Genomic DNA, 21,326 nt, shown 5'->3' on the forward strand with positions numbered 1-21,326 from the left:
CCGCCAACGCGGGTAGCGTTCCGATCTCCTCGCCCCACGTCAACGCCAGCGCGATGAGGGCAAGCACCGGCACGGCGACGGTCCAGGACACTCGTTTCAGCATCGCCCGCCATTCTGGCCGACGTCAGCATCTGTGGCGCGATCAGCCACCGGACACGCCTTCCGCGGCCTGGAATCTGACATCGCCCGGGCGTCCGCAGGCTCGGATCAACCGGCGAATCATATTGAACAGCAGTATAATTCGGCACATGCACAACAGGACTTAACGAATAGAGCTATGCCACAACCGATTACGTTACCCCGCACGCTCGGGTGGCATAGCTGCCGGAACCTGAGGAGTGTGCCGGCGGGCCGCCCCGGGCCCCGTCCGGCGGCGCCGGATCTCATATTGCTCGGGTACGCCGCCGATCACCTCAGTAGCATGCACCCATGGCACTAAGCGAAGGCCTGGCAGAAGGGCAGGTGTTCGCCGGATACACCATCGTGCGGCGCTTGGGCGCCGGCGGGATGGGTGAGGTGTACCTGGCGCAACATCCGCGGCTGCCGCGCCGTGACGCCCTGAAGATCCTGCCCGGCAATCTGACCACGGACACCGAGTACCGCCAACGCTTCAACCGGGAGGCCGATCTGGCCGCGGGCTTGTACAACCCGCACATCGTCGGCATCCACGACCGTGGCGAATACGAGGGGCAGCTGTGGATCTCGATGGATTACGTCGAAGGCACCGACGCCGCACGGCTGCTGCGCAGCGACTATCCGTCCGGGATGCCCGAGGCGGACGTCGTCGAAATCATCACCGCCGTCGCCGACGCGCTCGATTACGCCCATTCGCGCGGGCTCCTGCATCGCGACGTCAAGCCGGCCAACATCTTGCTGGGTGAGGCCAACCCCCGGCGGCGGATCGTGCTCGCCGATTTCGGCATCGCCCGCGAACAGGGTCAGATCAGCGGTCTGACCGCGACAAACATGCTGGTGGGAACGACCGCATACTGCGCGCCGGAGCAGCTGAAGGGCGCAGACCTAGACAGTCGAGCCGACCAATACGCGCTGGGATGCACGGCGTTTCACCTGCTGACCGGATCCGCCCCGTTCGACCACACCAATCCGGCCGTGGTCATCAGCCAGCACCTGTCCGAACCGCCTCCCCTGTTGAGTGTGCGACGACCGGAGCTGGCGGCTCTCGACACTGCGATTACCCGCGCGCTAGCCAAGAATCCCGATGATCGTTACGCGTCTTGCGCGGATTTTGCGGCGGCACTCGCGGGCAACACCGAGATTGCCACCACGACCGCGTCGGGTCCCACGGCGTTGATCACCGGACCGACGCAGGTGATCGCGGCGCCCACGACGACGGTGCCCAAAGCACGAGACGGCCTCGCTGGGCTCGGGAAAGTGCTCACGACGCTCGCAGCGGTCACTGTGCTCGCCGTGGCCGTGCTCGCGGGTCTGCACATGCTGCACGGCGGAGCCAAAAAAGCGCACAGCGGCACCTCGTCGGCGAGGGCACCAACCACACCAACCAGCAGTGTTCCGACAACGACGCCACTGAAACTGACCAGCCAGCTCACCGACGAATCGGGCGTGCTCACCCCCGTCGAGCACGCGGCCGTGGACAGAGCGGTCACCAAGCTGTACGACGCGCGCGGTACGCGGCTGTGGGTGGTGTATGTCAAGAGTTTCGGCGGCGTGAAGCCGTTCAAATGGGCCGAGGACACCATGAGCGCCAACAATTTCACCGACAACGACGCCATCCTGGCGATCGCGACCGATGAACCGGCCTATTCGTTCCGGGTGCCAGTCGCCGTGACCAACGGAAAGGCCATCGACGTCGAGGTCATCCGTCGGGATCGCATCCAGCCGGCCGTGTTCCGCCACGAATGGGCGCGCGCAGCGATCGTCGCGGCCAACGGGTTGGACGTCGCGCCGAGCTAGACCGGATGGCGGCGACCCGCCGCGACCGGCCCCGCCGCCCTTGCGATCGCCGCAGACCTGATAGCGGCGACCCGCCGCGACCGGCCCCACCGCCCTTGCGATCGCCGCAGACCCGATGGCGACGACCCGCCGCGACCGGCCCCACCGCCCTTGCGATCGCCGCAGACCCGATGGCGGCGACCCGCCGCGACCGGCTCCGCCGCTCTTGCGATCGCCGCAGACCCGATGGCGGCGACCCGCTGCGACCGGCTCCGCCGCTCTTGCGATCGCCGCAGACCTTAAGGCTCGAGCAACGAGTCGGCGTCGAAGCAGCTGTGGTCGCCGGTGTGACATGCGCCGCCGACCTGATCGACGGTCAGCAACACGGTGTCGCCGTCGCAGTCCAGGCGCACCGAGTGCACGTGCTGGGTGTGTCCGGACGTCGAACCCTTGATCCACTGTCTGCCCCGCGACCGCGAATAGTACGTTGCCTCACGGGTTTCCAGCGTCCGGGCCAGCGCGTCGTCGTCCATCCAGGCGACCATCAACACGTCCCCACTGCCGCGCTCCTGCACCACGGCCGCGACCAGACCCTCGGCGTTGCGCTTCAGCCGCGCGGCAATGTCCGGGTGCAGCGTCATCGTCCCGTCCTTACTGTGACCCCTTCTTCGGCCATGGCGGCCTTTACCTGCCCGATCGTCAGTTCGCGGAAGTGAAAGACGCTGGCCGCCAATACCGCATCGGCACCCGCGGCGACCGCGGGCGCGAAGTGTTCGGCAGTCCCGGCGCCACCGCTCGCGATCACCGGCACCGTGACCGCGGCGCGCACCGCCCGCAACATCGGCAGGTCGAACCCAGCTTTGGTGCCGTCGGCATCCATCGAGTTCAGCAGGATCTCCCCCACCCCGAGATCGGCGCCGCGGGCCGCCCATTCGACGGCGTCGATACCGGTGCCACGACGGCCGCCGTGCGTGGTGACCTCCCACCCCGACGCTGTCGGTGCTGATCCCTCCGGCACCGTGCGCGCGTCCACGGACAATACGATGCATTGCGAACCGAATTGCCTTGCCATGTCGGCCAATAGATCAGGTCGGGCGATGGCCGCAGTGTTGACCGAAACCTTGTCGGCTCCCGCGCGCAGCAATACGTCGACGTCGGCCACCGCGCGAACCCCACCCCCGACCGTCAACGGGATGAACACCTGCTCGGCGGTGCGGCGTACCACCTCCAGCATCGTTGACCTGCCCGACGACGACGCGGTCACGTCGAGAAAGGTCAGCTCGTCGGCGCCTTCGGCGTCGTAGGCGGCGGCCAACTCCACGGGATCGCCTGCGTCCCGGAGGTTCTCGAAGTTGACCCCCTTGACCACCCGTCCGTCGTCGACGTCCAGACACGGGATAACCCGCACCGCAAGACCACCGGTAACCTCCCGAGCAGACACAAAAGCACCATCTCCGTCGGCGTGTCGGGGGCTTTTGCGACTGCTCGGCATCAAAAGTCCCCCGGTTCGCCCGCGCTGCGCAGGATCTCAAGGATCTCGGCGTGGGCGCCGGGCGCGGCCGCCAGGGCGGACCGCGACACGGGTGTCCATGGATCGCCGGCCAGGTCGGTGACGACGCCGCCCGCGGCGCGCACCAGCGCGACGCCCGCCGCGTGGTCCCAGACGTGGCCTCCGAAAATGAGCGCACCGCCCAGGATTCCGTCGGCAACGTAGGCCAGGTCGATGCCGGTGGACCCGTGCATACGTAACCGCGAGCACACCCGGCTCAGATTTTCCAGCACCGCAATGCGGTAGCGGCCGGGGTACCGGCCGCGCGAGTCCGCGCTGAATGTCCCGACACCGACGAGCGAGTCACCCAGCCTAGCGGGAACCAACGACGGTTGCGGCGCACCGTTTTTCATCAGCGGGCCGCCGGCGACGGCGGTATAACGCTCGTCGGTGAACGGCAACCACGTCAACCCGGCCACCGGTTCGCCGTCGCGCAGCAAGCCCAACAGGATTGCCGCCATCGGCGAGCCGGCCGCGTAGTTGAACGTTCCGTCGACGGGATCCAGCACCCACACCCACGGTGAGTCGATGGCCGTGCCGCCGAATTCCTCACCGTGCACACCGATTCCGGTCACCTCCTGGAGTGCCGCGACGACCTGGCGCTCGATCGCGAGGTCGACCTCGGTGGCAAAGTCGTTGCCCTTCTTGGCGACCGCCGATTCGGCGCGATGGCCGGCCAGAAACGGCTCGGCCGCGGCATCGAGGATTTTCGAGGCCTCGCGTATCAACACGTCCAGATCCATGCCGCGTCTACTCTCGCACTGCGGCTAGCGCCTGGGGCAGCGTAAACCGCCCGGCGTACAGCGCCTTGCCGACGATCGCGCCCTCGACCCCGCGGCCGGTGAGCGTGGCGATCGCGCGTAGGTCGTCCAGGCTGGACACGCCGCCGGACGCGATCACCGGGGCGTCGGTGCGATCGGCGACGGCGCCCAGCAGGTCCAGATTGGGACCGCCCAGTGTGCCGTCCTTGGTGACATCGGTCACGACGAAACGCGAACACCCTTGGCCGTCAAGACGTTCCAACACGTTCCACAGGTCGCCGCCGTCGGTTTCCCAGCCACGCCCGCGCAACCGGTGCTGCCCTGCTGGATTCCCCGGGAGGATCTGGACGTCCAGCCCGACGGCGACCTTGTCGCCGTGCTCGGCGATCACGCGCGCGCACCACTGCGGATTCTCCAGCGCGGCCGTGCCCAGGTTGACCCGCGCGCAGCCGGTGGCCAGCGCGGTCGCCAACGAATCGTCGTCGCGGATACCGCCGGACATCTCGATCTGCACGTCGAGCTTGCCCACCACCTCGGCAAGCAGCTCGCGGTTGGAACCACGGCCGAACGCGGCATCCAAGTCGACCAGGTGGATCCATTCGGCGCCGTCGCGTTGCCACGCCAGCGCGGCGTCCAACGCCGAGCCGTACTCGGTTTCACTGCCGGCCTTGCCCTGCACCAGGCGCACGGCGCGACCCTCGACCACGTCCACAGCGGGCAACAAAATCAGCGTCATCGCTACAGTCCCTCGACCCAGTTGCTCAGAATGGCCGCACCGGCATCCCCACTCTTTTCCGGGTGAAACTGGGTGGCCGCCAACGGGCCATCCTCCACCGCGGCTAAAAACTGCGCCTGATGGGTTGCCCAGGTCAGCAGGGCGTCAGACGAGCCCTCCCAACGCTGCGCGGCGTAGGAGTGCACGAAATAGAAGCGGGCGTCGGCGGCCAATCCCTTGAACAGCGCACTGCCCGGCGCCGCGTTCACCACGTTCCAGCCCATGTGCGGGATCACCGGGGCGTCCAGCCGGGTGACCGCACCGGGCCATTGTCCACAACCTTGCGTCTCGACCCCGAACTCGACGCCGCGTGCGAACAGGATCTGCATTCCGACGCAGACTCCCAGCACCGGGCGCCCGGCGGCGATCCGCTCGGCGATGATCCGCTCGCCAGAGATCTTCCGCAGGCCCGTCATGCACGCCTCGAACGCGCCGACCCCGGGCACCACCAGGCCGTCGGCGGCCAGGGCCGTTCCTGCATGGGCGGTCACTTCGACGGTGGCCCCGACCCGCTGCAGCGCCCGCTGCGCCGACCTCAGATTTCCGGAGCCGTAATCCAACACGACCACCGACTTCGGCCGCAAAAGGGAAGTCACAAAACCCCTTTGGTGGACGGCACGCCCGATACCCGGGGATCGGGCTCGACCGCCTGGCGCAGCGCGCGGGCGACCGCCTTGTACTGCGCCTCGGTGATGTGGTGCGGGTCGCGCCCATACACGACGCGTACGTGCAGGGCGATGCGGGCGTTCATGGCCAACGACTCGAACACGTGCCGGTTGATGACGGTGTGGTACGGCACCGAGCTGCCGGCAATAGTGGTGTGCTGCAGGTGATCCGGTTCCCCGGTGTGCACGCAATAGGGCCGGCCGGACACGTCGACGGCAGCATGCGCCAGGGTCTCGTCCATTGGGATGAAGGCGTCGCCGAACCGGCGGATCCCCTTCTTATCGCCGAGGGCCTGACCGAGCGCGGTGCCCAGCGCGATCGCGGTGTCCTCGATGGTGTGGTGTCCTTCGATCTCCACGTCGCCTTTGGCGCGCACGGTCAAGTCGAAGCTGGCGTGACTGCCCAGCGCCGTCAGCATGTGGTCGTAGAAGGGGACGCCGGTGTCGATTTCCACCTGTCCGGTGCCGTCGAGGTCGAGCTCGATGACGATATCGGATTCCTTGGTACGGCGTTCAATTCGTGCACGACGGCTGGTAATGGTTGTCATGGTGCTCCTACCGGGGCGACGGGGGCAAGTTGGGTGGCGACGATGGTTGCGCTCGCTCGCAGGAAGGCGTCGTTCTCGTCAGCCAGTCCGGTGGTGGCGCGCAGATAGCCGGGGATGCCGACATCGCGGATCAAGACACCGGCGTCCAGATACCGCTGCCAGGCCGCCGGCGCGTCGGCGAACTCGCCAAACAGCACGAAGTTGGCGTCACTCGGTATCACACGAAAGCCGATGCCGGACAGTTCCTTTGAGACCCGTTGGCGTTCACCGATCAGGGTTGCGACGCTGCCCAGGGTGTCGTCGGCGTGCCGCAGCGCGGCGCGGGCGGCGGCCTGTGTCACCGACGACAGGTGATACGGCAGACGGACCAGCAACATCGCGTCGACCAGCGCCGGGGTGGCGATCAGATACCCCAGCCTGCCGCCGGCAAACGCGAACGCCTTGCTCATGGTGCGGGTGACGATGAGCTTGGTCGGATACTCCTCGACCAGCGTGACCGCGCTGGGTTGCGACGAGAACTCGCCGTAGGCCTCGTCGACGATCAAGATCCCCGGCACCACGGCGAGCAACCTGCGCAGATCCGGCAGCGAAACGCTCTGCCCGGATGGGTTATTGGGGCTGGCGATGAAGACCACGTCCGGCCTGCGCTCGGTCACCGCGGTGACGGCTGTGTCGACGTCGAGGCTGAAGTCGTCGGCGCGGACGGTCTCGATCCACTCAGTGTGGGTGCCGTCGGAGATCAGGGGGTGCATCGAATAGGAGGGGACGAATCCGATCGCGGTGCGTCCCGGACCGCCGAAAGCCTGCAGGAGCTGCTGCAGAATCTCATTGGAACCGTTTGCGGCCCAGAGATTTTCGACACTCAGCTGCGTCCCGGTCTGGGCGGTCAGATAGGCGGCCAGGTCGCGGCGCAGATCGACCGCGTCGCGGTCGGGGTAGCGGTGCAGGTCGGCGGCGGCCGCGCGCACCGAGGCTACGACGTCGTCGACGAGCGCCTGGGTAGGAGGGTGCGGGTTCTCGTTGGTGTTCAGCCGCACCGGAACCGCCAATTGCGGTGCACCATAAGGTGATTTGCCACGCAGGTCGTCGCGCAGCGGCAAGTCGTCCAGCGTGGGCTTTCCGGGTGCGCCGGTCATCGTTCGAACCTTCGCCGTACTGCCTCACCGTGCGCCGGCAGGTCCTCGGCCTTGGCGAGGGTCACCAGGTGACCGGAAACGTCTTTGAGGGCCGCCTCGCTGTAGTCGACGACATGGATGCCGCGCAGGAAGGTCTGCACCGACAGGCCGCTGGAGTGCCGGGCGCTGCCAACCGTCGGCAACACGTGGTTGGACCCCGCGCAGTAGTCGCCCAGGCTGACTGGTGAGTACGGGCCCACGAAAATCGCCCCCGCCGAACGGATCCGGCCGGCAACGGCGGGAGCGTCGGCGGTTTGGATCTCCAGATGCTCAGGGGCATAAGCGTTGACCACCCGGACGCCGGCATCCAGGTCGTCGACCATGATGATCGCCGATTGACGTCCGCTCAGGGCAGCTGTCACCCGGTCGCGGTGCACGGTGGTCTGCAGCTGAGCGGCCAGTTCGGCCTCGGCGGCGTCGGCCAGGTCCAGGCTCGGCGTGACCAGCACGCTCGACGCCATCTCGTCGTGTTCGGCCTGGCTGATCAGGTCGGCGGCCACGTGTGCCGGATCGGCGGTGTGGTCGGCCAGGATCGCGATCTCGGTCGGCCCGGCTTCGGCGTCGATGCCCACTTGTGAGCGGCACAGCCGTTTGGCGGCGGTGACGTAGATGTTGCCGGGACCGGTGATCATATCCACCGGCTGCAGCTCCGAGCCGTCGGTGTCGGCGCCACCATAGGCCAGCAACGCCACCGCCTGGGCACCGCCGACGGCCCACACCTCGTCGACGCCGAGCAGCCGGGCCGCGGCCAGGATCGTCGGGTGGGGCAGGCCGTCAAATGCAGCCTGGGGCGGGCTGGCCACCACCAGCGAGTCCACGCCCGCGGTTTGGGCCGGCACCACGTTCATCACCACGCTGGACGGATAAACCGCATTGCCGCCGGGCACGTACAGGCCCACGCGTTCGACGGGAACCCATCGTTCGGTCACCGTGGCGCCCGGGCCGAGTGTGGTCGTGACGTCGATGCGGCGCTGGTCGGCGTGCACGGCGCGGGTGCGATCGATCATCACCTGCAGTGCGTCGATGAGGTCTGGGACATCGGCGACCAACCCGGCCAGCGCCGCATCCAGTGCCACCTGGGGCACCCGTACGGCGGCCGGCTGCACGCCGTCGAACGATTGCCCGAATTCCAGGGCTGCCTCGCCCCCGCGCTCAGCGACGGCCTGCACGATGGGCCGCACCGTCGGCAGCACGCTGTCCACGTCGTCGCCGCCGCGCGGCAGTGCGGTTCGCAAGCGCGCAGCCGTCAGCTCCGCACCCCGCAGGTCGATGCGGGCCAGCAGCGCAGGCGATGGAGTCACGTTGACCATTGTCCCAGAGCAGCTCAAGTTGTTATTCGGGCGGTTTGTTCTCGGGCGGTACAGTGCGGCCATGTCCAAAAAAGATCACCCCAACAACGCCCCGGGCGTCCCGATGGTCTTTCCGGTCTGGTTTGAGAACTTTCAGGTCAAATACCTGAACCCGGCGCTCAAACCGATCGCGCGCTTCATCCCCGGCACCGCGACCATCACGCACCGCGGCCGCAAGTCGGGCAAGCCGTACAAAACCATCGTGACCACCTACCACAAGGGTGGCGTGCTGGCGATCGCGCTCGCCCACGGCAAGACCGACTGGGTCAAAAACGTGCTCGCCGCCGGCGAGGCCGACGTGCACTACACCCGCCGGGAGCTGCACATCACCAACCCACGGATCCTGCCCCCCGGCTCCGACCCTGAGGGTCTGCCGTGGTTGGCACGTGTGCAGCTGCGCCGGATGGCGGTTTTCGTCGCCGACATCGCCTGAGCCTGGCTCACGGCTACTCGACCCTCGCCGAGTGTGTTCTTAGAGTGAGATTTCGCCGCCCTGAGTTCACGCTCGACGACGGGCCGGCGCGCTGGCGGGCCGGGGTCCGCCACGGGCGCGCCGAGCGTGATGTGGCCCACCCGCGGGCACGCTGGCCGGGCCGGGCCCGCCCGCGGGCGGGCCGAGCGTGACGTGGCCCCCCGGGCGCGCTGGCCGGGGCCGGGCCCGCCCCCGGGCGCGCCGAGCGTGACGTGAGGGCGAGATTTTGGCCAAAATCGCGCCGCCAGTTCACGCTCAATGACGGGCCGACGGGCGGCCCGGGCGGGCGGCCCACGGGCGCGCGCGCTGGCCGGGCGGGGACCGCGCTACATGTCCAGGCCGACGTCCAGCACTTGCACCGAGTGAGTCAGAGCGCCGACGGCCAGGTAGTCCACACCGGTTCCGGCGTACGCCGCCGCGGTGTCTAAGGTGAGGCCGCCCGACGACTCGAGCAAAACTTCGGGCGCGCGCGCGTCACGGCGCTGCACCGCGGTCTGCGTCTGCCACACCGGGAAGTTGTCCAGCAGGATCAGCTCGGGCTTCTCGGGCAGCACCTCGTCGAGCTGCTCGAGCGAGTCCACTTCGATCTCACAAGACAGATCCGGCGCCGCCGCGCGCACCGCGCGCAACGCCTCGACCACCGAGCCCGCCGCCGCGACGTGGTTGTCCTTGATCAACGCGGCGTCGCCCAGCCCCAGCCGGTGGTTGACGCCCCCGCCGACCCGCACCGCGTATTTCTGCAGCGCCCGCAGGCCCGGCAGGGTTTTGCGGGTGTCGCGGATCTTGGCTTTGGTCCCGCTGACCGCATCGACCCAAGCCGCCGTCACCGTGGCGATCCCGGACAAGTGGCAGACCAGGTTCAGCATGGTCCGCTCCGCGGTCAACAGGCCGCGCGTGTCTGCCCGGACGGTCAGCAACGGCTCGCCCGCCCGGAGCCGGGTGCCGTCGCGCACGCGGCCGAGCACCTCGTAACTGTCGGTGCCGATGACCTCGTCGAGCACCAACACCGCGATATCGACGCCGGCAACCACGCCCGGCTCGCGCGGCACCATCGCCGCGGTGGTCACCGTGCCGGTCGGCACGGTCGAGATCGTGGTGATGTCCGGTCCGTAGTTCAGGTCCTCGGCGAGGCCGCATCGAATGATGGTGCGCGCCGCGGAAAGCTCGGCGTCGGACAGCGCCATCAACACACCGCAGCCAACGCCCCGGCGCACACCGAGTTCTGGTCCTCAGCCAGCCGGATCACGATGCTGCGGGCTTGTTCCGGCACGGCATCCGGATACTCCGCACGGTGGTGGCAGCCACGGCTTTCGGTACGGGCCAGCGCCGCAGCGGCCACCGCCCGGGCAGTCAGCGTCAACGCCACATCCTCGAAATCGCGGCGGCCGGTGATGTGGCGAACCGGCTCGCCGGCCAGCGTTTCGGACAAGCGCTGCAGCCCGGTGGCGTCGCGCACCACCGAGGCGTCCCGGGTCATCGCGTCCTGCAATTCAGGTCGGTTCGAAGCCGTGTGGGTGATCGGTTCGGGCATGGTCGCGCGCAATCGGCCAGCCGCCGCGGCATGCTCGGCCGCGCCCGTTCCGGCGCGGCCACCCACGACCAAGCCTTCCAGCAAGCTGTTGGACGCCAGACGGTTCGCGCCGTGCATCCCGGTGCGGGCCACCTCGCCCGCGGCGAACAGCCCAGGCAGCTCGGTCTGGCCATACACGTCGGCCACCACACCACCGCAGCTGTAGTGCGCCCCCGGAACGACGGGGATGGGTTGCCGGACGGGGTCGATGCCGGCGGCGCGGCACGCGGCGGTGACATTGGGGAACCGGGTCTCGAAGCTGTCGATGCCGCGCGCGTCGAGAAAGACGCACGGATCGCCGATGGCCTTCAGCCGCGCGTCGATGGCCCCCGCGACGACATCGCGCGGCGCCAGGTCGCCCATCGGGTGAACGCCCGCCATCACCGAATTGCCTTGCCCGTCAACCAATATCGCGCCCTCACCGCGGATGGCCTCGGTGATCAGCGGTCGCCTCCGGCCGGTTTCTTGGCCGGGACCCGCGGCGAAGAGCATGGTCGGATGGAATTGGATGAACTCGACATCGCTGACCGGGACACCGGCCCATAGCCCCAACGCGATTCCGTCGCCGGTCGATCCGTCGGGATTGGTGGTCGCGTTGTAGAGGTGCCCCAGGCCGCCGGACGCCAGGATCACCGCGGGCGCGCTGATAATTCCGATCCCGTCGGCGTTGCCCACCAAAACCCCCGTCACCCTGTCTTGGCCCAGGGCGTCGTCGTGCAACACTCGCAACGCCACGTGGCTGGTGCGGATGTCCAGCACGCGGGCGGCGTGGTCGAGCGCGCGTTGGACCTCGGCGCCGGTCGCGTCCCCACCGGCGTGCACGATGCGTCGCCGCGAGTGCCCGCCCTCCCGGGTCAGCGCCCACCGGCCCGGCCCGGATTCGTCGAATCGCGCTCCCTCACCTACTAATTCGCTCACGGCGCGGTAACCGTCGGCGACGATCGAGTACACCGCGTCTGCATCGCACATGCCAGCTCCGGCGGCCAGCGTGTCGGCGACGTGGGCGTCCACGGAGTCTGCGTTCTCAGGATTGTCCGGCAACACGACCGCGATGCCGCCCTGTGCGTAGCGCGTCGCGGTCACCCCGCCCGCCTTGCTGAGGACGACGACGCTTCGCCCGGCCCGATGGGCGGCCAGCGCGGCGGCCAACCCCGCCACCCCGGTGCCGACGACGACGACATCGGCCGCATGCCGCCACGCGGGTCCGGTCATCATTCGCCGCCGCCGGGCTGACCGATTTCGATCATCCGCTGCACACTGCGCCGGCCCGCTGCCGCGATGTCGGGGTCGACGTGGACTTCGTCGGCACCGTCCAGCAGGCAGCGCAACAGCGCCGCGGGGGTGATCATCTTCATGTACCTACAGGACGCGCGGTCGTTGACGGCGCGGAAGTCGATGCTCGGCGCGGCCCGGCGCAACTGGTACAGCATGCCGACCTCGGTGGCGACCAGGACCTGGCGGGCGCGCGTCCGGTGGGCGGCCTCGAGCATGCCACCCGTGGATAGGATCTTTACCCGATCCGATGGGAAGGCGCCTTCGCCGGCCAGGTACAAAGCCGATGTGGCGCAACCACATTCGGGGTGCACGAACAGTTCGGCGTCGGGATGTGCGCGGGCCTGGTCGGTGAGCTCGTCGCCGTTGATGCCGGCGTGCACGTGACATTCGCCGGCCCAGACGTGGATGTTCTTGCGTCCGGTCACGCGGCGGACGTGGGCGCCGAGGAATTGGTCGGGGCAGAACAGCACCTCGCGGCCGGGGTCGATGGACGCGACCACTTCGACGGCGTTTGACGACGTGCAGCAGATGTCGGTGAGCGCCTTCACCGCGGCGGTGGTGTTGACGTAGGAGACGACGACGGCACCCGGGTGTTCGTCCTTCCAGGCGCGCAGATCGTCGGGGCTGATCGAATCGGCCAGTGAGCAACCGGCCCGCTGATCGGGTATGAGCACTGTCTTTTCCGGACTCAGGATCTTGGCGGTCTCGGCCATGAAATGCACGCCACAGAACACGATTGTGTCCTCGGGCGCGTCGGCGGCGATCCGCGACAGCGCCAGCGAATCCCCCACATGGTCGGCGACGTCTTGGATGGCCGGCAGCTGGTAGTTGTGCGCCAACAAGGTGGCCCCCCGCAACCGCGCCAGCCGACGAACCTCCGCGGCCCACCGCTCGTCACCGTCGACGCCGGCATACCCGCTTGGCGTGTCGATGATGTCGGCTGCCATATCGGCCAAGAGCGTGTCAGTACGGTTCAGGACCGTCATTGGTCCGCTCCTTTCGCGGCAGGAGGTTTTCGACTTACAATCGAAAACATGCCCAATGGTAGCACCGCACACGAAGTGCTCGCGGTCGTGTTCCAGGTCCGGCGGGGCAAGGAAGCCCCGAAATCAGAAAAACCGCAGCTCAACGTGTTGTTGTGGGAGCGTGCGCAGGATCCACAAAAGGGTGCTTGGGTACTGCCGGGCGGCCAGCTGCGCAATGACGAGGACATGGATACCTCGGTCCGGCGGCAGCTGGCCGAAAAGGTGGACCTGCGTGAGTTGGCGCACCTGGAGCAGCTCGCAGTGTTCTCCGACCCCCACCGGGTGCCCGGCGCGCGGGTGATCGCGTCGACCTTCCTGGGCCTGGTTCCCTCCCCCGCCACGCCCGAGTTGCCGCCCGACACCCGATGGCACCCGGTGAATGCGCTACCACGAATGGCCTTCGATCACGGCCCGATGGTGACTCACGCGCATACCCGACTGGTCGCCAAGATGTCCTATACCAATATCGGATTCGCCCTGGCTCCAAGGGAATTCGCGCTATCGACATTGCGTGACATCTATGGCGCGGCGCTGGGCCATCAGGTCGACGCAACCAACCTGCAACGGGTGCTGGCCCGGCGCGGCGTCATCTCCCAGACCGGCACGGTGGCGGCGTCGGGCCGCAGCGGCGGACGCCCGGCCGCCCTCTACCAATTCACCGATTCACAGCTGCGCGTCACCGACGAGTTCGCCGCTCTCAGGCCGCCCGGCCCGCCAGGTCAGACGTGAAATGCCGGGGCCTGTGACGCGCCACACGCAATTTGTGAGTCGAAGTTTGCGCAGCTACCGGTACATTCAGTAAGAAATCGGTAAGAGACGGGCGCCGGTGACCTGCGGGCGCTGACCGCCACCAGCGATTCGCGCGGTCCGAAAAGGGCGATCGCGAGAATGCCGGTGGCTACGAAGGGAGCCTCAATGGTCGAGCTCGGCAATCTGGCAGGGGCGACCGGCGCGGAGTGGATCGGCCGGCCGACACACGAGGAATTGCAGCGCAAAGTGCGGCCGCTGCTGCCGACGGACGACCCGTTCTACCAGCCGCCGCCCGGCTTTCAGCATGCCGAGCCCGGCGCCGTGCTGCGCACCCGCGACGTTGAGCTGGCCTTTCTGGGACTGATCCCGCAACGCAGCACTGCCATCCAGCTGCTGTATCGGACCATGGACCTGAATGGTAAGCCCGAGGCGGCGGTGACCACCGTGATCCTCCCCGCCGGGCATACTCCGGGCCAGACCTGCCCGCTGCTGTCCTACCAATGCGCGATCGATGCCGTGTCGTCGCGCTGTTTTCCGTCGTATGCGCTGCGCAGAAGGGCGAAGGCGCTGGGTTCGCTGGCCCAACTCGAGCTCTTCTTGATCACCGCCGCTGTGGCCGAGGGCTGGGCCGTCTCGGTACCGGACCACGAGGGTCTGCACGGCATCTGGGGTGCTCCGTACGAGCCCGGCTACCGTGTCCTCGACGGCATCCGGGCCGCCCTGGGCTCGGAACGCACCGGGTTGGCGGCAAACGCACCGATAGGGTTGTGGGGATATTCCGGTGGCGGGCTGGCCAGTGCGTGGGCCGCCGAGATGTGTGGCGAGTACGCGCCCGAATTAGACATCGTCGGGGCGGCCCTGGGCTCGCCGGTCGGCGACCTGGGACATACTTTCCGCCGGCTCAACGGCACCTTCCTCGCCGGGTTGCCGGCGCTGGTGGTGGCCGCTCTTGCGCACGTTTACCCCGACTTGGACCGGGTCATCAAAGAGCACACCAACGACGAGGGACGTGCCCTGCTTGACTCGCTGAAAGACATGACGACCGTGGCGGCGGTCGTGCGGATGGCTGGCAAGAACATGGCGGACTACCTCGACGAGCCGCTCGAGGACATCCTGTCCACGCCGGAGGTCTCGCACGTCTTCGAAAGCATCAAACTGGGCGCCGCGGTGCCAACGCCGCCGGTGTTGATCGTGCAGGCGGTGCACGACTACCTCATCGACGTGCACGACATCGACGAACTGGCCGACGCCTATTCGGCCGGCGGCGCCGATGTCAGCTATCACCGCGACGCGTTCAACGAACATATGCTGCTGCATCCGCTGTCGGCCCCGATGACGCTGCGCTGGCTCACCGACCGGTTCGCCCGCCGGCCGCTGACCGAGCATCTCGTCCGAACAGTGTGGCCAACCGCGTTCAATCCGATGACCTACGCCGGCATGGCACGGTTGGGCAGGATCGCAGCCCGGGTCATCGGTGGCCGCCACATTCACCGCCGCCCGCTCTGACGCGGCTCCGACGGGGCCTTGCCGGCGCTAGGACACCACGGCTTCGGGGGCTTCGGGGGCTTCCGGGGCTTGTGGGCCCGGTGAGCCCGGTGGGGCTGCAGGCAGCACGCTCGGTCGCGGTGTGACCGCCGGAAGACCGCCCAAGTCGTCGCGGGCGTTCGCGGCGACAAGCAACACGCACACCAGCGAGGCGATGCCGACCGGCCAGAACAGCGTGGTAGCCACCTGCAGCGGCCCTCGGGCAAAAAACACCGGCGGCGCCTCGACGACATAAGCGACGGCACGCTCACCTACCAACGGCACCGTGTCGAAGTCCAACGCCCCGTAGCGGAGCCGAACCAACAAAGCGCCCACGGTGACGGCGACCGCGGCCGCCAGCACCAGACCGATGCACAGCACCACGACCATCCCAGGCCCACGGTGCTGCCGCCACTGCCACACCAGCACGGGTGCGACCACCGAAATCACTCCCAGCAGCGCCAACATTAGAAACGGTGCGACGAAGAAGTGTTCCGACTCATTGCCCAGGTAGTCGTGCACTCGTTCGCCGGCCCGAGTGATCGCCACCACCGCATGCAGCGGCGGAGCTATCCAGGCCCACAGGGCGCCCGCGAGCACACCCGATAGCGTCAGTCCGAGCACTACGGCGAGGCAGGCGCGCACTCGCGCCGCGCGCGTAACGCCAGAGGGCCGGGATAGGGCCGCAGAATCCGTCATCGCTGCGCCTCCAGGTCGGCCGAGTCCACTTCGCCGTGCCGTGAGCATCGCGCCCGCCAACCGTCAGGGCGCACCTGCACGATCATCCGGCGTCCGCATTCCGCGCAGAACCGGGGCGGCTCCAGGCCCAGCCGGGCCGCGGCGGGGACGGCGGTGCCCTCCGGTTCACCGGTGTAGACGTTGTAGCGCACCACAATCACGGTGTCTACAAGGTGGCGTTGAGCGCCTTGATGGGCATCTGCAGATCGTCGAGCAATTCGAGGTCGGCCTCGGCCGGGCGACCCAGCGTGGTCAGATAGTTGCCGACGATCACCGCGTTGATCCCGCCGAGAATGCCCTGCTTGGCCCCCAGGTCGCCGAGGGTGATCTCGCGACCGCCCGCGAAGCGCAACATGGTCCGCGGCAACGCGAGGCGGAACGCGGCGACCGACTTCAGCGCCTCACCGGCCGGCATGACCGCCAAATCCCCGAATGGGGTGCCCGGACGTGGGTTGAGGAAATTCAACGGCACCTCGTCGGGGCCGAGTTCGGCGAGTTCAGCGGCGAATTCCGCCCGCTGCTGCAGCGTCTCTCCCATGCCCAGGATGCCGCCGCAGCACACCTCCATGCCGGCGTCACGCACCATCGACAGCGTCTGCCAGCGCTCTTCCCAGGTGTGGGTGGTGACGACGCGGGTGAAGAACGAGCGGGCGGTCTCCAGGTTGTGGTTGTAGCGGTGCACGCCCATCGCCGACAGCCGTTCCACCTGCTCGGCGCTCAGCATCCCCAGTGAGCAGGCGATGTTGATCTCGACCTCGTCGCGGATCGCCTCGATGCCGGCCGCGACCTGGGCCAGCAACCTCTCGTCGGGTCCGCGAACCGCGGCCACGATGCAAAACTCGGTGGCACCGCTCTTGGCGGTCTGCTTGGCCGCCTCGACCAGGCTGGGAATGTCGAGCCAGGCGCTGCGCACCGGCGAAGCGAACAGCCCCGACTGGGAGCAGAAATGGCAGTCCTCGGGGCAGCCCCCGGTTTTCAGGCTGATGATGCCCTCGACCTCGACCTCCGGGCCGCACCAGCGCATCCGCACCTCGTGGGCCAACGACAGCAGCTCCTCCAGCCGGTCGTCGGGCAGTTGCAGCACCTGCAGTACCTGGTCCCTGTCGAGTCCCTCCCCAGCCTCCAGCACCTGCTGGCGCGCGACGGTCAGAATGTCGGCGCTGTCGGTGTCGATGGTTGGCCGCGTCGCTGCCTGAGTCACCAAGTGCTCCCTTGTGTTTTGCTAGCCGGACTGCCTAGCCGCAGGCTCATCGCGCCTGCCCTGAAGCGTGTTCAAGCTAGGGTAACGGGGGGCGCGTCCACCAACGCCATCCGGGCAGCAGCCAGGGGCAACCACGATGACCAATCCGCACGTCGAGTATGTGGCACACCACTGGATCCTGCTGGCGGTACCCGCCTTCCTGCCCGCGGTGGTTGTCGTCGGCGTCGTCTTGTACGTCGCGCTGCGGGATCGCCGCAAACCCCACGACGCGGACGCGGCGGACGAAAACCGGGATTGACGAGCCGACCAACCGGGCATTCCCGCTTCCGTTGGGACTGGAACGCTAACTTACCTTGGAGTAACTTAGTGGCCGTCAGATCAAATCTCCCGGGGCGGCCCGGCGCAGTTGGGAGGGTAGGACGATGACGTCGATGGCGCTGACGGTTCTGGCAGAGGCACCCGCGCGCGGTGCAGGCCTCAACCAGGTGATTGGCCTGACGATCGCCGCGATGGTGATCACACTGGTCATGCTGTGGATCGGATGGGCTCATCGCAGTCATCGAATCGAGTGGCTGACCAAACTCGCCGACTGGCTGGGACGCAAATTCAGGCGCCCATCCTGGGTGGCCCTGCCGGTCCTGGTGTTCACCACATTCATCATCTGCGCCCTGTTCGGGTTCATCTGGGACGTGAGTTGGCACATCGGCAATGGCCGGGATCCCGGTCCGCTGGCCAATCCCGCGCACTACTTCATCATCATCGGCCTGTTCGGGATTTTCCTGGCCGGCATGACCGCGATCGTGCTGCCGTTCGATGAACCCGGCCCCGCTCCGGTGCGCATCACCCGCAACTGGCACGCCCCCGTCGGCGGTGTGCTGATGGCCGGCTGCGGTATGTACGCTCTGCTCGGGTTCCCTCTCGACGACATCTGGCATCGTCTCTTCGGCCAAGACGTCACCCTATGGGGCCCAACGCATTTGATGATGATCGGCGGCGCGGGATTTTCCTTGTTCTCGGTGCTGATGCTGGAGTACGAGGGCGGCCGGGCGTTGCCGGGCGAACCCGAGGAACCCGAACGCCCGTTCGTCAAATTCCTGCGCTACCTGTCCTGCGGCGGCCTGCTGATCGGCATGTCGGTCTACCAAATCGAGTTCGACTTCGGTGTCCCGCAGTTTCGGCTGATACACCAGCCGATGATGATCGCGGGCGTCGCAGCGGTGGGGTTGGTGATCGCGCGTATCACGATGGGCCGGGGCGCGGCAATCATCGCGGCCCTCTTCGCGATCCTGCTGCGCGGCCTCGTGGCGCTGACGGTCGGGCCCATCCTGGGCGCCCCGATCAACTGGTTCCCGCTCTACCTGGGTCCCGCTCTGGTGGTCGAGGTGATCGCGCTGACGCCGCTGTTCAAGCGGTCGATCGTGTTCGGTGCGGTCGCGGGTCTGGGCGTCGGCACCGTCGGGCTGTGGCTGGAGTCGCTGTGGATCGGCACGGTCTACCACTACCCGTGGCCCACACACATGTGGCCCCAGATCCTGGCCGAGGCGGTCCCAGTAGCGGTAATGATGGGCACGTGCGGCGCGATGATGGGGATGGTCCTCACCGGGCAACGCCTGCCGCGGCGCGCGATCGGCATCTCGGTGGTCGCGGCGACGGTGCTCGTCATCGGCGGCGCCGTGGCCAATGGGCTGCACATCGTGGTGCCGAAGCAGGACACCGCGACGATCAACCTGACCGACCTGCCCAGCGCCCCCGGAAAGCGCATGGTCTCCGCGGATGTGCAACTCAATCCGCCCAACATGGTGAGCGATAACCCGAACTGGCTGACGATCCTGTCCTGGCAGGGCCGGATGGAAAATGAGCGGGGCCTGGTGATCGATCGGCTGCAAAAGGTTGGGCCGGGACACTACCGCTCCACCAAGCCGATCCCGGTCTGGGGATCCTGGAAGACGCTGCTGCGGGTCCAAGACGGTTACACGTTGACCGCCGTGGCGATCTACGAACCAGCGGATTCGGCCCTTCCCGCGCCCCAGGGCTCCGAGGTTCCGGCGCTGGCCTCCACCACGCGACCGTTCGTGCTGGAGAACAGCATCCTGCAACGCGAACGCGACCCAAGCAGTCCGATCTGGTTGTTCAACGCCGGCTCCGTGGTGGTGTTGATCTTCACGCTGATGGTGATCGCCGGCCTGACCTGGGGTGCCGGCCGGATTAACGGCGGAACCACCACCCCCGGGCAAATCGAGGAGGAAAAGCATCCGGTCCCCCATGCGGCATAGGTCGATGACGGGTCGTCGCACCCTCACCGCGACGTGGGCGACGGCGATCGTGGGAGTCGTGGTGGCCTGCGGTGGTTCCCCGAGTAAGCCCGCGCCCGCGCCGCCACAGGGCCTAACGGTCGATGTCACCATCGCGAACGGTCAGGTCACCCCGACCAATGCCACGCTGCAGTCCAAGGTTCGCGAACAGATCACCCTGCGGGTCACCAGCGACGCCACCGACGAGCTGCACGTGCACTCGACGCCGGACCACAAATTCCAGGTCGCGGCCGCACCCAACCAGACATTCCAGTTCAGCGTCGACGTCCCCGGCAACGTCGACGTCGAACTTCACCACCTGCACCGCACGATCGCGACCATCCAAGTCCAGCAGTGACGGTTGCGGTGCTCGCCCACGGGTTGGGCGGCTCCGGCGACCTTCCGGTCCCCTACGCCTATGCGATGGTCGGAGCGGCATGGGCGCTGACGTTCACGTTCGCCGTGGTCGCGTTCGCCTGGCGGCGCCCGCGGTTTGATCCGGCCAAGCCGGGCCACCCGTTGCCGTCGGCGCTGACCGCATTTGTCGACGCCCGGGTCACCCGCCGAGTGGCCGCCGGCGCGGTGCTGGTTTTCACGGTGTGGGTGGTGGCGGCCGGAGTATGGGGTCCCCAAACCCAGTCCAACGGCCTGCTCGGAGCGTTCTACGTACTGCTGTGGGTCGGGCTGGTGGCTGCGTCGCTGGTTTTCGGGCCGGTGTGGCGGGTGATCTCGCCGGTGCGCACGATTTATCTGCTGCTGCGACCGGCCCTCCCGGGGCGCGCGCGACGCACCTACCCCGAGCGCTGGGGATACCGCCCGGCGGCCGCCGGTCTGTTCGCCTTCGTGTGGATGGAGCTGGCGAGCCCGGACTCCGCGTCGCTGCCGTGGGTGAAGACTTGGCTGCTCGTTTACGTCGCGGTGTTGCTGATTGGGGCGTGGCTGTGCGGGCAGCGGTGGCTGGCGCGTGCCGACCCGTTCGGCGTGTACAGCATGGCGGTCTCCCGACTCTGCCCCTTTCGCCGCTCACCGACGACGGGAAGGATCGTCGTGGGCAATCCGTTCGACCACCTGCCGTCGCTGCCCGTGCGGCCGGGCATCGTCATAGTGCTGGCGGTGTTGCTCGGGTCCACGGCGTTCGACAGCTACTCGGCGTCACCGACATGGCGCAACTTCGCCGACCGAATGTCAGCGACCGTGCCGTCGAGCGCACTGCGAACCGTCGGCCTGCTCCTATTCATTTCGGTTGTGGCACTGACCTTTTCGCTTGCCGCGCGGGCAACCGGCGGGGTCGAGCGGGACCAGCGTCGCGCCTTGCCGGGCCAGCTGGCGCACTCGCTGATCCCGATCGTGGTGGGCTACATCTTCGCGCACTACCTGTCCTACCTGATCGAGCGCGGACAGCAGGCCGTCATCGCCCTGGCCGACCCATTCGGCCGCGGTTGGAATCCGCTGGGCCTGGCGCACCTGCGCGTCTGGTACGTGCTGTCCATGCACCCGCCGGTGCTGGCCGGGATCAAGGTCGCCTGCGTGGTCACCGGGCACATCATGGCCGTGATCGCCGCGCATGACAGAGCTCTGCGGCTGTTGCCGCCAGGCCACCAGCTCACCGGCCAGCTCACCATGATGCTGGTCATGGTGAGCTACACCTTCACCGGTTTATACCTGCTATTCGGAGGGTGAGACGTCCGTCGCCCGCGCGCGCTGCCGCAACGGCCGCGAGCGGAACGGCACTGCCAATTTCGGAGCG

22 protein-coding genes are annotated in these 21,326 nt (G+C 67.8%); 8 read left to right on the forward strand and 14 right to left on the reverse strand.

All coding sequences use genetic code 11. The features are described 5' to 3' along the window. Positions 1 to 429 precede the first annotated feature (429 nt). Complete coding sequence (locus JO236_RS21135) at positions 430 to 1,932, forward strand: serine/threonine-protein kinase (RefSeq protein ID WP_293335155.1); 1,503 nt, start codon at positions 430 to 432, stop codon at positions 1,930 to 1,932. 278 nt (positions 1,933 to 2,210) lie between these two features. Here JO236_RS21135 and hisI read toward each other — a convergent pair whose 3' ends face one another. Genes hisI through hisD form a run of 8 tightly spaced genes read right to left on the reverse strand, consistent with a single transcriptional unit; the run spans position 2,211 to position 8,667 of the window. Continuing rightward, entirely contained in the window at positions 2,211 to 2,552 is a 342-nt protein-coding gene (hisI, locus tag JO236_RS21140; RefSeq protein WP_293335158.1) for a phosphoribosyl-AMP cyclohydrolase, read from the reverse strand. Then, positions 2,549 to 3,352: an imidazole glycerol phosphate synthase subunit HisF gene (gene hisF / locus JO236_RS21145; RefSeq protein ID WP_293335161.1), complete on the reverse strand. Its 804-nt coding sequence runs from the start codon at positions 3,350 to 3,352 to the stop codon at positions 2,549 to 2,551. Before hisF ends, hisI begins: the two co-directional genes overlap by 4 nt. A gap of 50 nt (positions 3,353 to 3,402) precedes the next feature. Then, entirely contained in the window at positions 3,403 to 4,203 is an 801-nt protein-coding gene (locus tag JO236_RS21150) for an inositol monophosphatase family protein (protein WP_293335164.1), read from the reverse strand. Between the two features lie 7 nt (positions 4,204 to 4,210). Further along, the gene (gene priA, locus JO236_RS21155; RefSeq protein WP_293335167.1) at positions 4,211 to 4,957 is read right to left on the reverse strand and encodes a bifunctional 1-(5-phosphoribosyl)-5-((5-phosphoribosylamino)methylideneamino)imidazole-4-carboxamide isomerase/phosphoribosylanthranilate isomerase PriA; all 747 of its coding nucleotides are present in this window, start codon (positions 4,955 to 4,957) and stop codon (positions 4,211 to 4,213) included. A gap of 2 nt (positions 4,958 to 4,959) precedes the next feature. After that, a complete protein-coding gene (gene hisH, locus JO236_RS21160) occupies positions 4,960 to 5,580 on the reverse strand; it encodes an imidazole glycerol phosphate synthase subunit HisH (RefSeq protein ID WP_293335216.1) in 621 nt (206 codons plus the stop codon). An 8-nt stretch (positions 5,581 to 5,588) separates the two neighbouring features. After that, the gene (gene hisB / locus JO236_RS21165) at positions 5,589 to 6,209 is read right to left on the reverse strand and encodes an imidazoleglycerol-phosphate dehydratase HisB (RefSeq protein WP_293335170.1); all 621 of its coding nucleotides are present in this window, start codon (positions 6,207 to 6,209) and stop codon (positions 5,589 to 5,591) included. Then, the gene (locus tag JO236_RS21170; protein WP_293335173.1) at positions 6,206 to 7,345 is read right to left on the reverse strand and encodes a histidinol-phosphate transaminase; all 1,140 of its coding nucleotides are present in this window, start codon (positions 7,343 to 7,345) and stop codon (positions 6,206 to 6,208) included. Before JO236_RS21170 ends, hisB begins: the two co-directional genes overlap by 4 nt. Then, the gene (hisD, locus tag JO236_RS21175; protein ID WP_293335219.1) at positions 7,342 to 8,667 is read right to left on the reverse strand and encodes a histidinol dehydrogenase; all 1,326 of its coding nucleotides are present in this window, start codon (positions 8,665 to 8,667) and stop codon (positions 7,342 to 7,344) included. The genes JO236_RS21170 and hisD overlap by 4 nt, the downstream gene beginning before the upstream one ends. 88 nt (positions 8,668 to 8,755) lie before the next feature. Here hisD and JO236_RS21180 point away from each other — a divergent pair, with 88 nt between their 5' ends. Beyond that, entirely contained in the window at positions 8,756 to 9,166 is a 411-nt protein-coding gene (locus JO236_RS21180; RefSeq protein WP_293335176.1) for a nitroreductase family deazaflavin-dependent oxidoreductase, read from the forward strand. Positions 9,167 to 9,531: 365 nt separating this feature from the next. On the opposite strand, the gene nadC is transcribed toward JO236_RS21180, so the two are convergent. Genes nadC through nadA form a run of 3 tightly spaced genes read right to left on the reverse strand, consistent with a single transcriptional unit; the run spans position 9,532 to position 13,036 of the window. Further along, entirely contained in the window at positions 9,532 to 10,389 is an 858-nt protein-coding gene (gene nadC, locus JO236_RS21185; protein WP_293335179.1) for a carboxylating nicotinate-nucleotide diphosphorylase, read from the reverse strand. Continuing rightward, on the reverse strand, positions 10,389 to 11,987 hold the full coding sequence (locus JO236_RS21190) for an L-aspartate oxidase (protein ID WP_293335182.1): 1,599 nt from the start codon (positions 11,985 to 11,987) through the stop codon (positions 10,389 to 10,391). The genes nadC and JO236_RS21190 overlap by 1 nt, the downstream gene beginning before the upstream one ends. Further along, positions 11,987 to 13,036 carry a quinolinate synthase NadA gene (nadA, locus tag JO236_RS21195; protein ID WP_293335185.1) on the reverse strand — a complete coding sequence of 350 codons (1,050 nt, stop codon included), beginning with the start codon at positions 13,034 to 13,036 and terminating at the stop codon, positions 11,987 to 11,989. The genes JO236_RS21190 and nadA overlap by 1 nt, the downstream gene beginning before the upstream one ends. A gap of 48 nt (positions 13,037 to 13,084) precedes the next feature. On the opposite strand from nadA, the gene JO236_RS21200 reads away from it, so the two are divergent. Further along, on the forward strand, positions 13,085 to 13,804 hold the full coding sequence (locus JO236_RS21200; RefSeq protein ID WP_293335188.1) for an NUDIX hydrolase: 720 nt from the start codon (positions 13,085 to 13,087) through the stop codon (positions 13,802 to 13,804). Between the two features lie 186 nt (positions 13,805 to 13,990). Then, positions 13,991 to 15,331, forward strand: a complete 1,341-nt coding sequence (locus JO236_RS21205) for a lipase family protein (protein WP_293335191.1) — start codon at positions 13,991 to 13,993, stop codon at positions 15,329 to 15,331. 27 nt (positions 15,332 to 15,358) lie between these two features. Here JO236_RS21205 and JO236_RS21210 read toward each other — a convergent pair whose 3' ends face one another. From JO236_RS21210 to bioB, 3 genes are read right to left on the reverse strand one after another with little or no spacing between them, the layout of a single operon-like run. Next, entirely contained in the window at positions 15,359 to 16,048 is a 690-nt protein-coding gene (locus JO236_RS21210; protein ID WP_293335194.1) for a DUF2567 domain-containing protein, read from the reverse strand. Beyond that, entirely contained in the window at positions 16,045 to 16,248 is a 204-nt protein-coding gene (locus JO236_RS21215; RefSeq protein WP_293335197.1) for a hypothetical protein, read from the reverse strand. Before JO236_RS21215 ends, JO236_RS21210 begins: the two co-directional genes overlap by 4 nt. A gap of 5 nt (positions 16,249 to 16,253) precedes the next feature. After that, a complete protein-coding gene (bioB, locus tag JO236_RS21220) occupies positions 16,254 to 17,288 on the reverse strand; it encodes a biotin synthase BioB (RefSeq protein WP_293335200.1) in 1,035 nt (344 codons plus the stop codon). Positions 17,289 to 17,424: 136 nt separating this feature from the next. On the opposite strand from bioB, the gene JO236_RS21225 reads away from it, so the two are divergent. The 4 genes from JO236_RS21225 to JO236_RS21240 all read left to right on the forward strand — a co-directional run bounded on the left by JO236_RS21225 (position 17,425) and on the right by JO236_RS21240 (position 21,259). Beyond that, complete coding sequence (locus tag JO236_RS21225; RefSeq protein ID WP_293335203.1) at positions 17,425 to 17,586, forward strand: hypothetical protein; 162 nt, start codon at positions 17,425 to 17,427, stop codon at positions 17,584 to 17,586. A 124-nt stretch (positions 17,587 to 17,710) separates the two neighbouring features. Beyond that, positions 17,711 to 19,561: a hypothetical protein gene (locus JO236_RS21230; protein ID WP_293335207.1), complete on the forward strand. Its 1,851-nt coding sequence runs from the start codon at positions 17,711 to 17,713 to the stop codon at positions 19,559 to 19,561. 4 nt (positions 19,562 to 19,565) lie between these two features. Next, positions 19,566 to 19,937 (forward strand): hypothetical protein, encoded by a 372-nt coding sequence (locus tag JO236_RS21235; RefSeq protein WP_293335210.1) that lies wholly within the window; start codon positions 19,566 to 19,568, stop codon positions 19,935 to 19,937. Further along, on the forward strand, positions 19,934 to 21,259 hold the full coding sequence (locus tag JO236_RS21240; protein ID WP_293335213.1) for a hypothetical protein: 1,326 nt from the start codon (positions 19,934 to 19,936) through the stop codon (positions 21,257 to 21,259). Before JO236_RS21235 ends, JO236_RS21240 begins: the two co-directional genes overlap by 4 nt. The last annotated feature ends 67 nt before the right edge of the window (positions 21,260 to 21,326 follow it).

Origin of the sequence: Mycobacterium sp., assembly GCF_019247635.1 — a bacterium.
In the GTDB taxonomy this organism is placed as follows: domain Bacteria; phylum Actinomycetota; class Actinomycetes; order Mycobacteriales; family Mycobacteriaceae; genus Mycobacterium.

Bases quoted from the DNA above. Each gene is read 5' to 3' on its own strand.
- JO236_RS21135 (WP_293335155.1), top strand. From the start codon at position 430: ATGGCACTAAGCGAAGGCCTGGCAGAAGGGCAGGTGTTCGCCGGATAC.
- hisI (WP_293335158.1), bottom strand. From the start codon at position 2,552: ATGACGCTGCACCCGGACATTGCCGCGCGGCTGAAGCGCAACGCCGAG.
- JO236_RS21150 (WP_293335164.1), bottom strand. From the start codon at position 4,203: ATGGATCTGGACGTGTTGATACGCGAGGCCTCGAAAATCCTCGATGCC.
- priA (WP_293335167.1), bottom strand. From the start codon at position 4,957: ATGACGCTGATTTTGTTGCCCGCTGTGGACGTGGTCGAGGGTCGCGCC.
- hisB (WP_293335170.1), bottom strand. From the start codon at position 6,209: ATGACAACCATTACCAGCCGTCGTGCACGAATTGAACGCCGTACCAAG.
- JO236_RS21170 (WP_293335173.1), bottom strand. From the start codon at position 7,345: ATGACCGGCGCACCCGGAAAGCCCACGCTGGACGACTTGCCGCTGCGC.
- JO236_RS21180 (WP_293335176.1), top strand. From the start codon at position 8,756: ATGTCCAAAAAAGATCACCCCAACAACGCCCCGGGCGTCCCGATGGTC.
- nadC (WP_293335179.1), bottom strand. From the start codon at position 10,389: ATGGCGCTGTCCGACGCCGAGCTTTCCGCGGCGCGCACCATCATTCGA.
- JO236_RS21190 (WP_293335182.1), bottom strand. From the start codon at position 11,987: ATGACCGGACCCGCGTGGCGGCATGCGGCCGATGTCGTCGTCGTCGGC.
- nadA (WP_293335185.1), bottom strand. From the start codon at position 13,036: ATGACGGTCCTGAACCGTACTGACACGCTCTTGGCCGATATGGCAGCC.
- JO236_RS21200 (WP_293335188.1), top strand. From the start codon at position 13,085: ATGCCCAATGGTAGCACCGCACACGAAGTGCTCGCGGTCGTGTTCCAG.
- JO236_RS21205 (WP_293335191.1), top strand. From the start codon at position 13,991: ATGGTCGAGCTCGGCAATCTGGCAGGGGCGACCGGCGCGGAGTGGATC.
- JO236_RS21210 (WP_293335194.1), bottom strand. From the start codon at position 16,048: ATGACGGATTCTGCGGCCCTATCCCGGCCCTCTGGCGTTACGCGCGCG.
- JO236_RS21225 (WP_293335203.1), top strand. From the start codon at position 17,425: ATGACCAATCCGCACGTCGAGTATGTGGCACACCACTGGATCCTGCTG.
- JO236_RS21230 (WP_293335207.1), top strand. From the start codon at position 17,711: ATGACGTCGATGGCGCTGACGGTTCTGGCAGAGGCACCCGCGCGCGGT.
- JO236_RS21235 (WP_293335210.1), top strand. From the start codon at position 19,566: ATGACGGGTCGTCGCACCCTCACCGCGACGTGGGCGACGGCGATCGTG.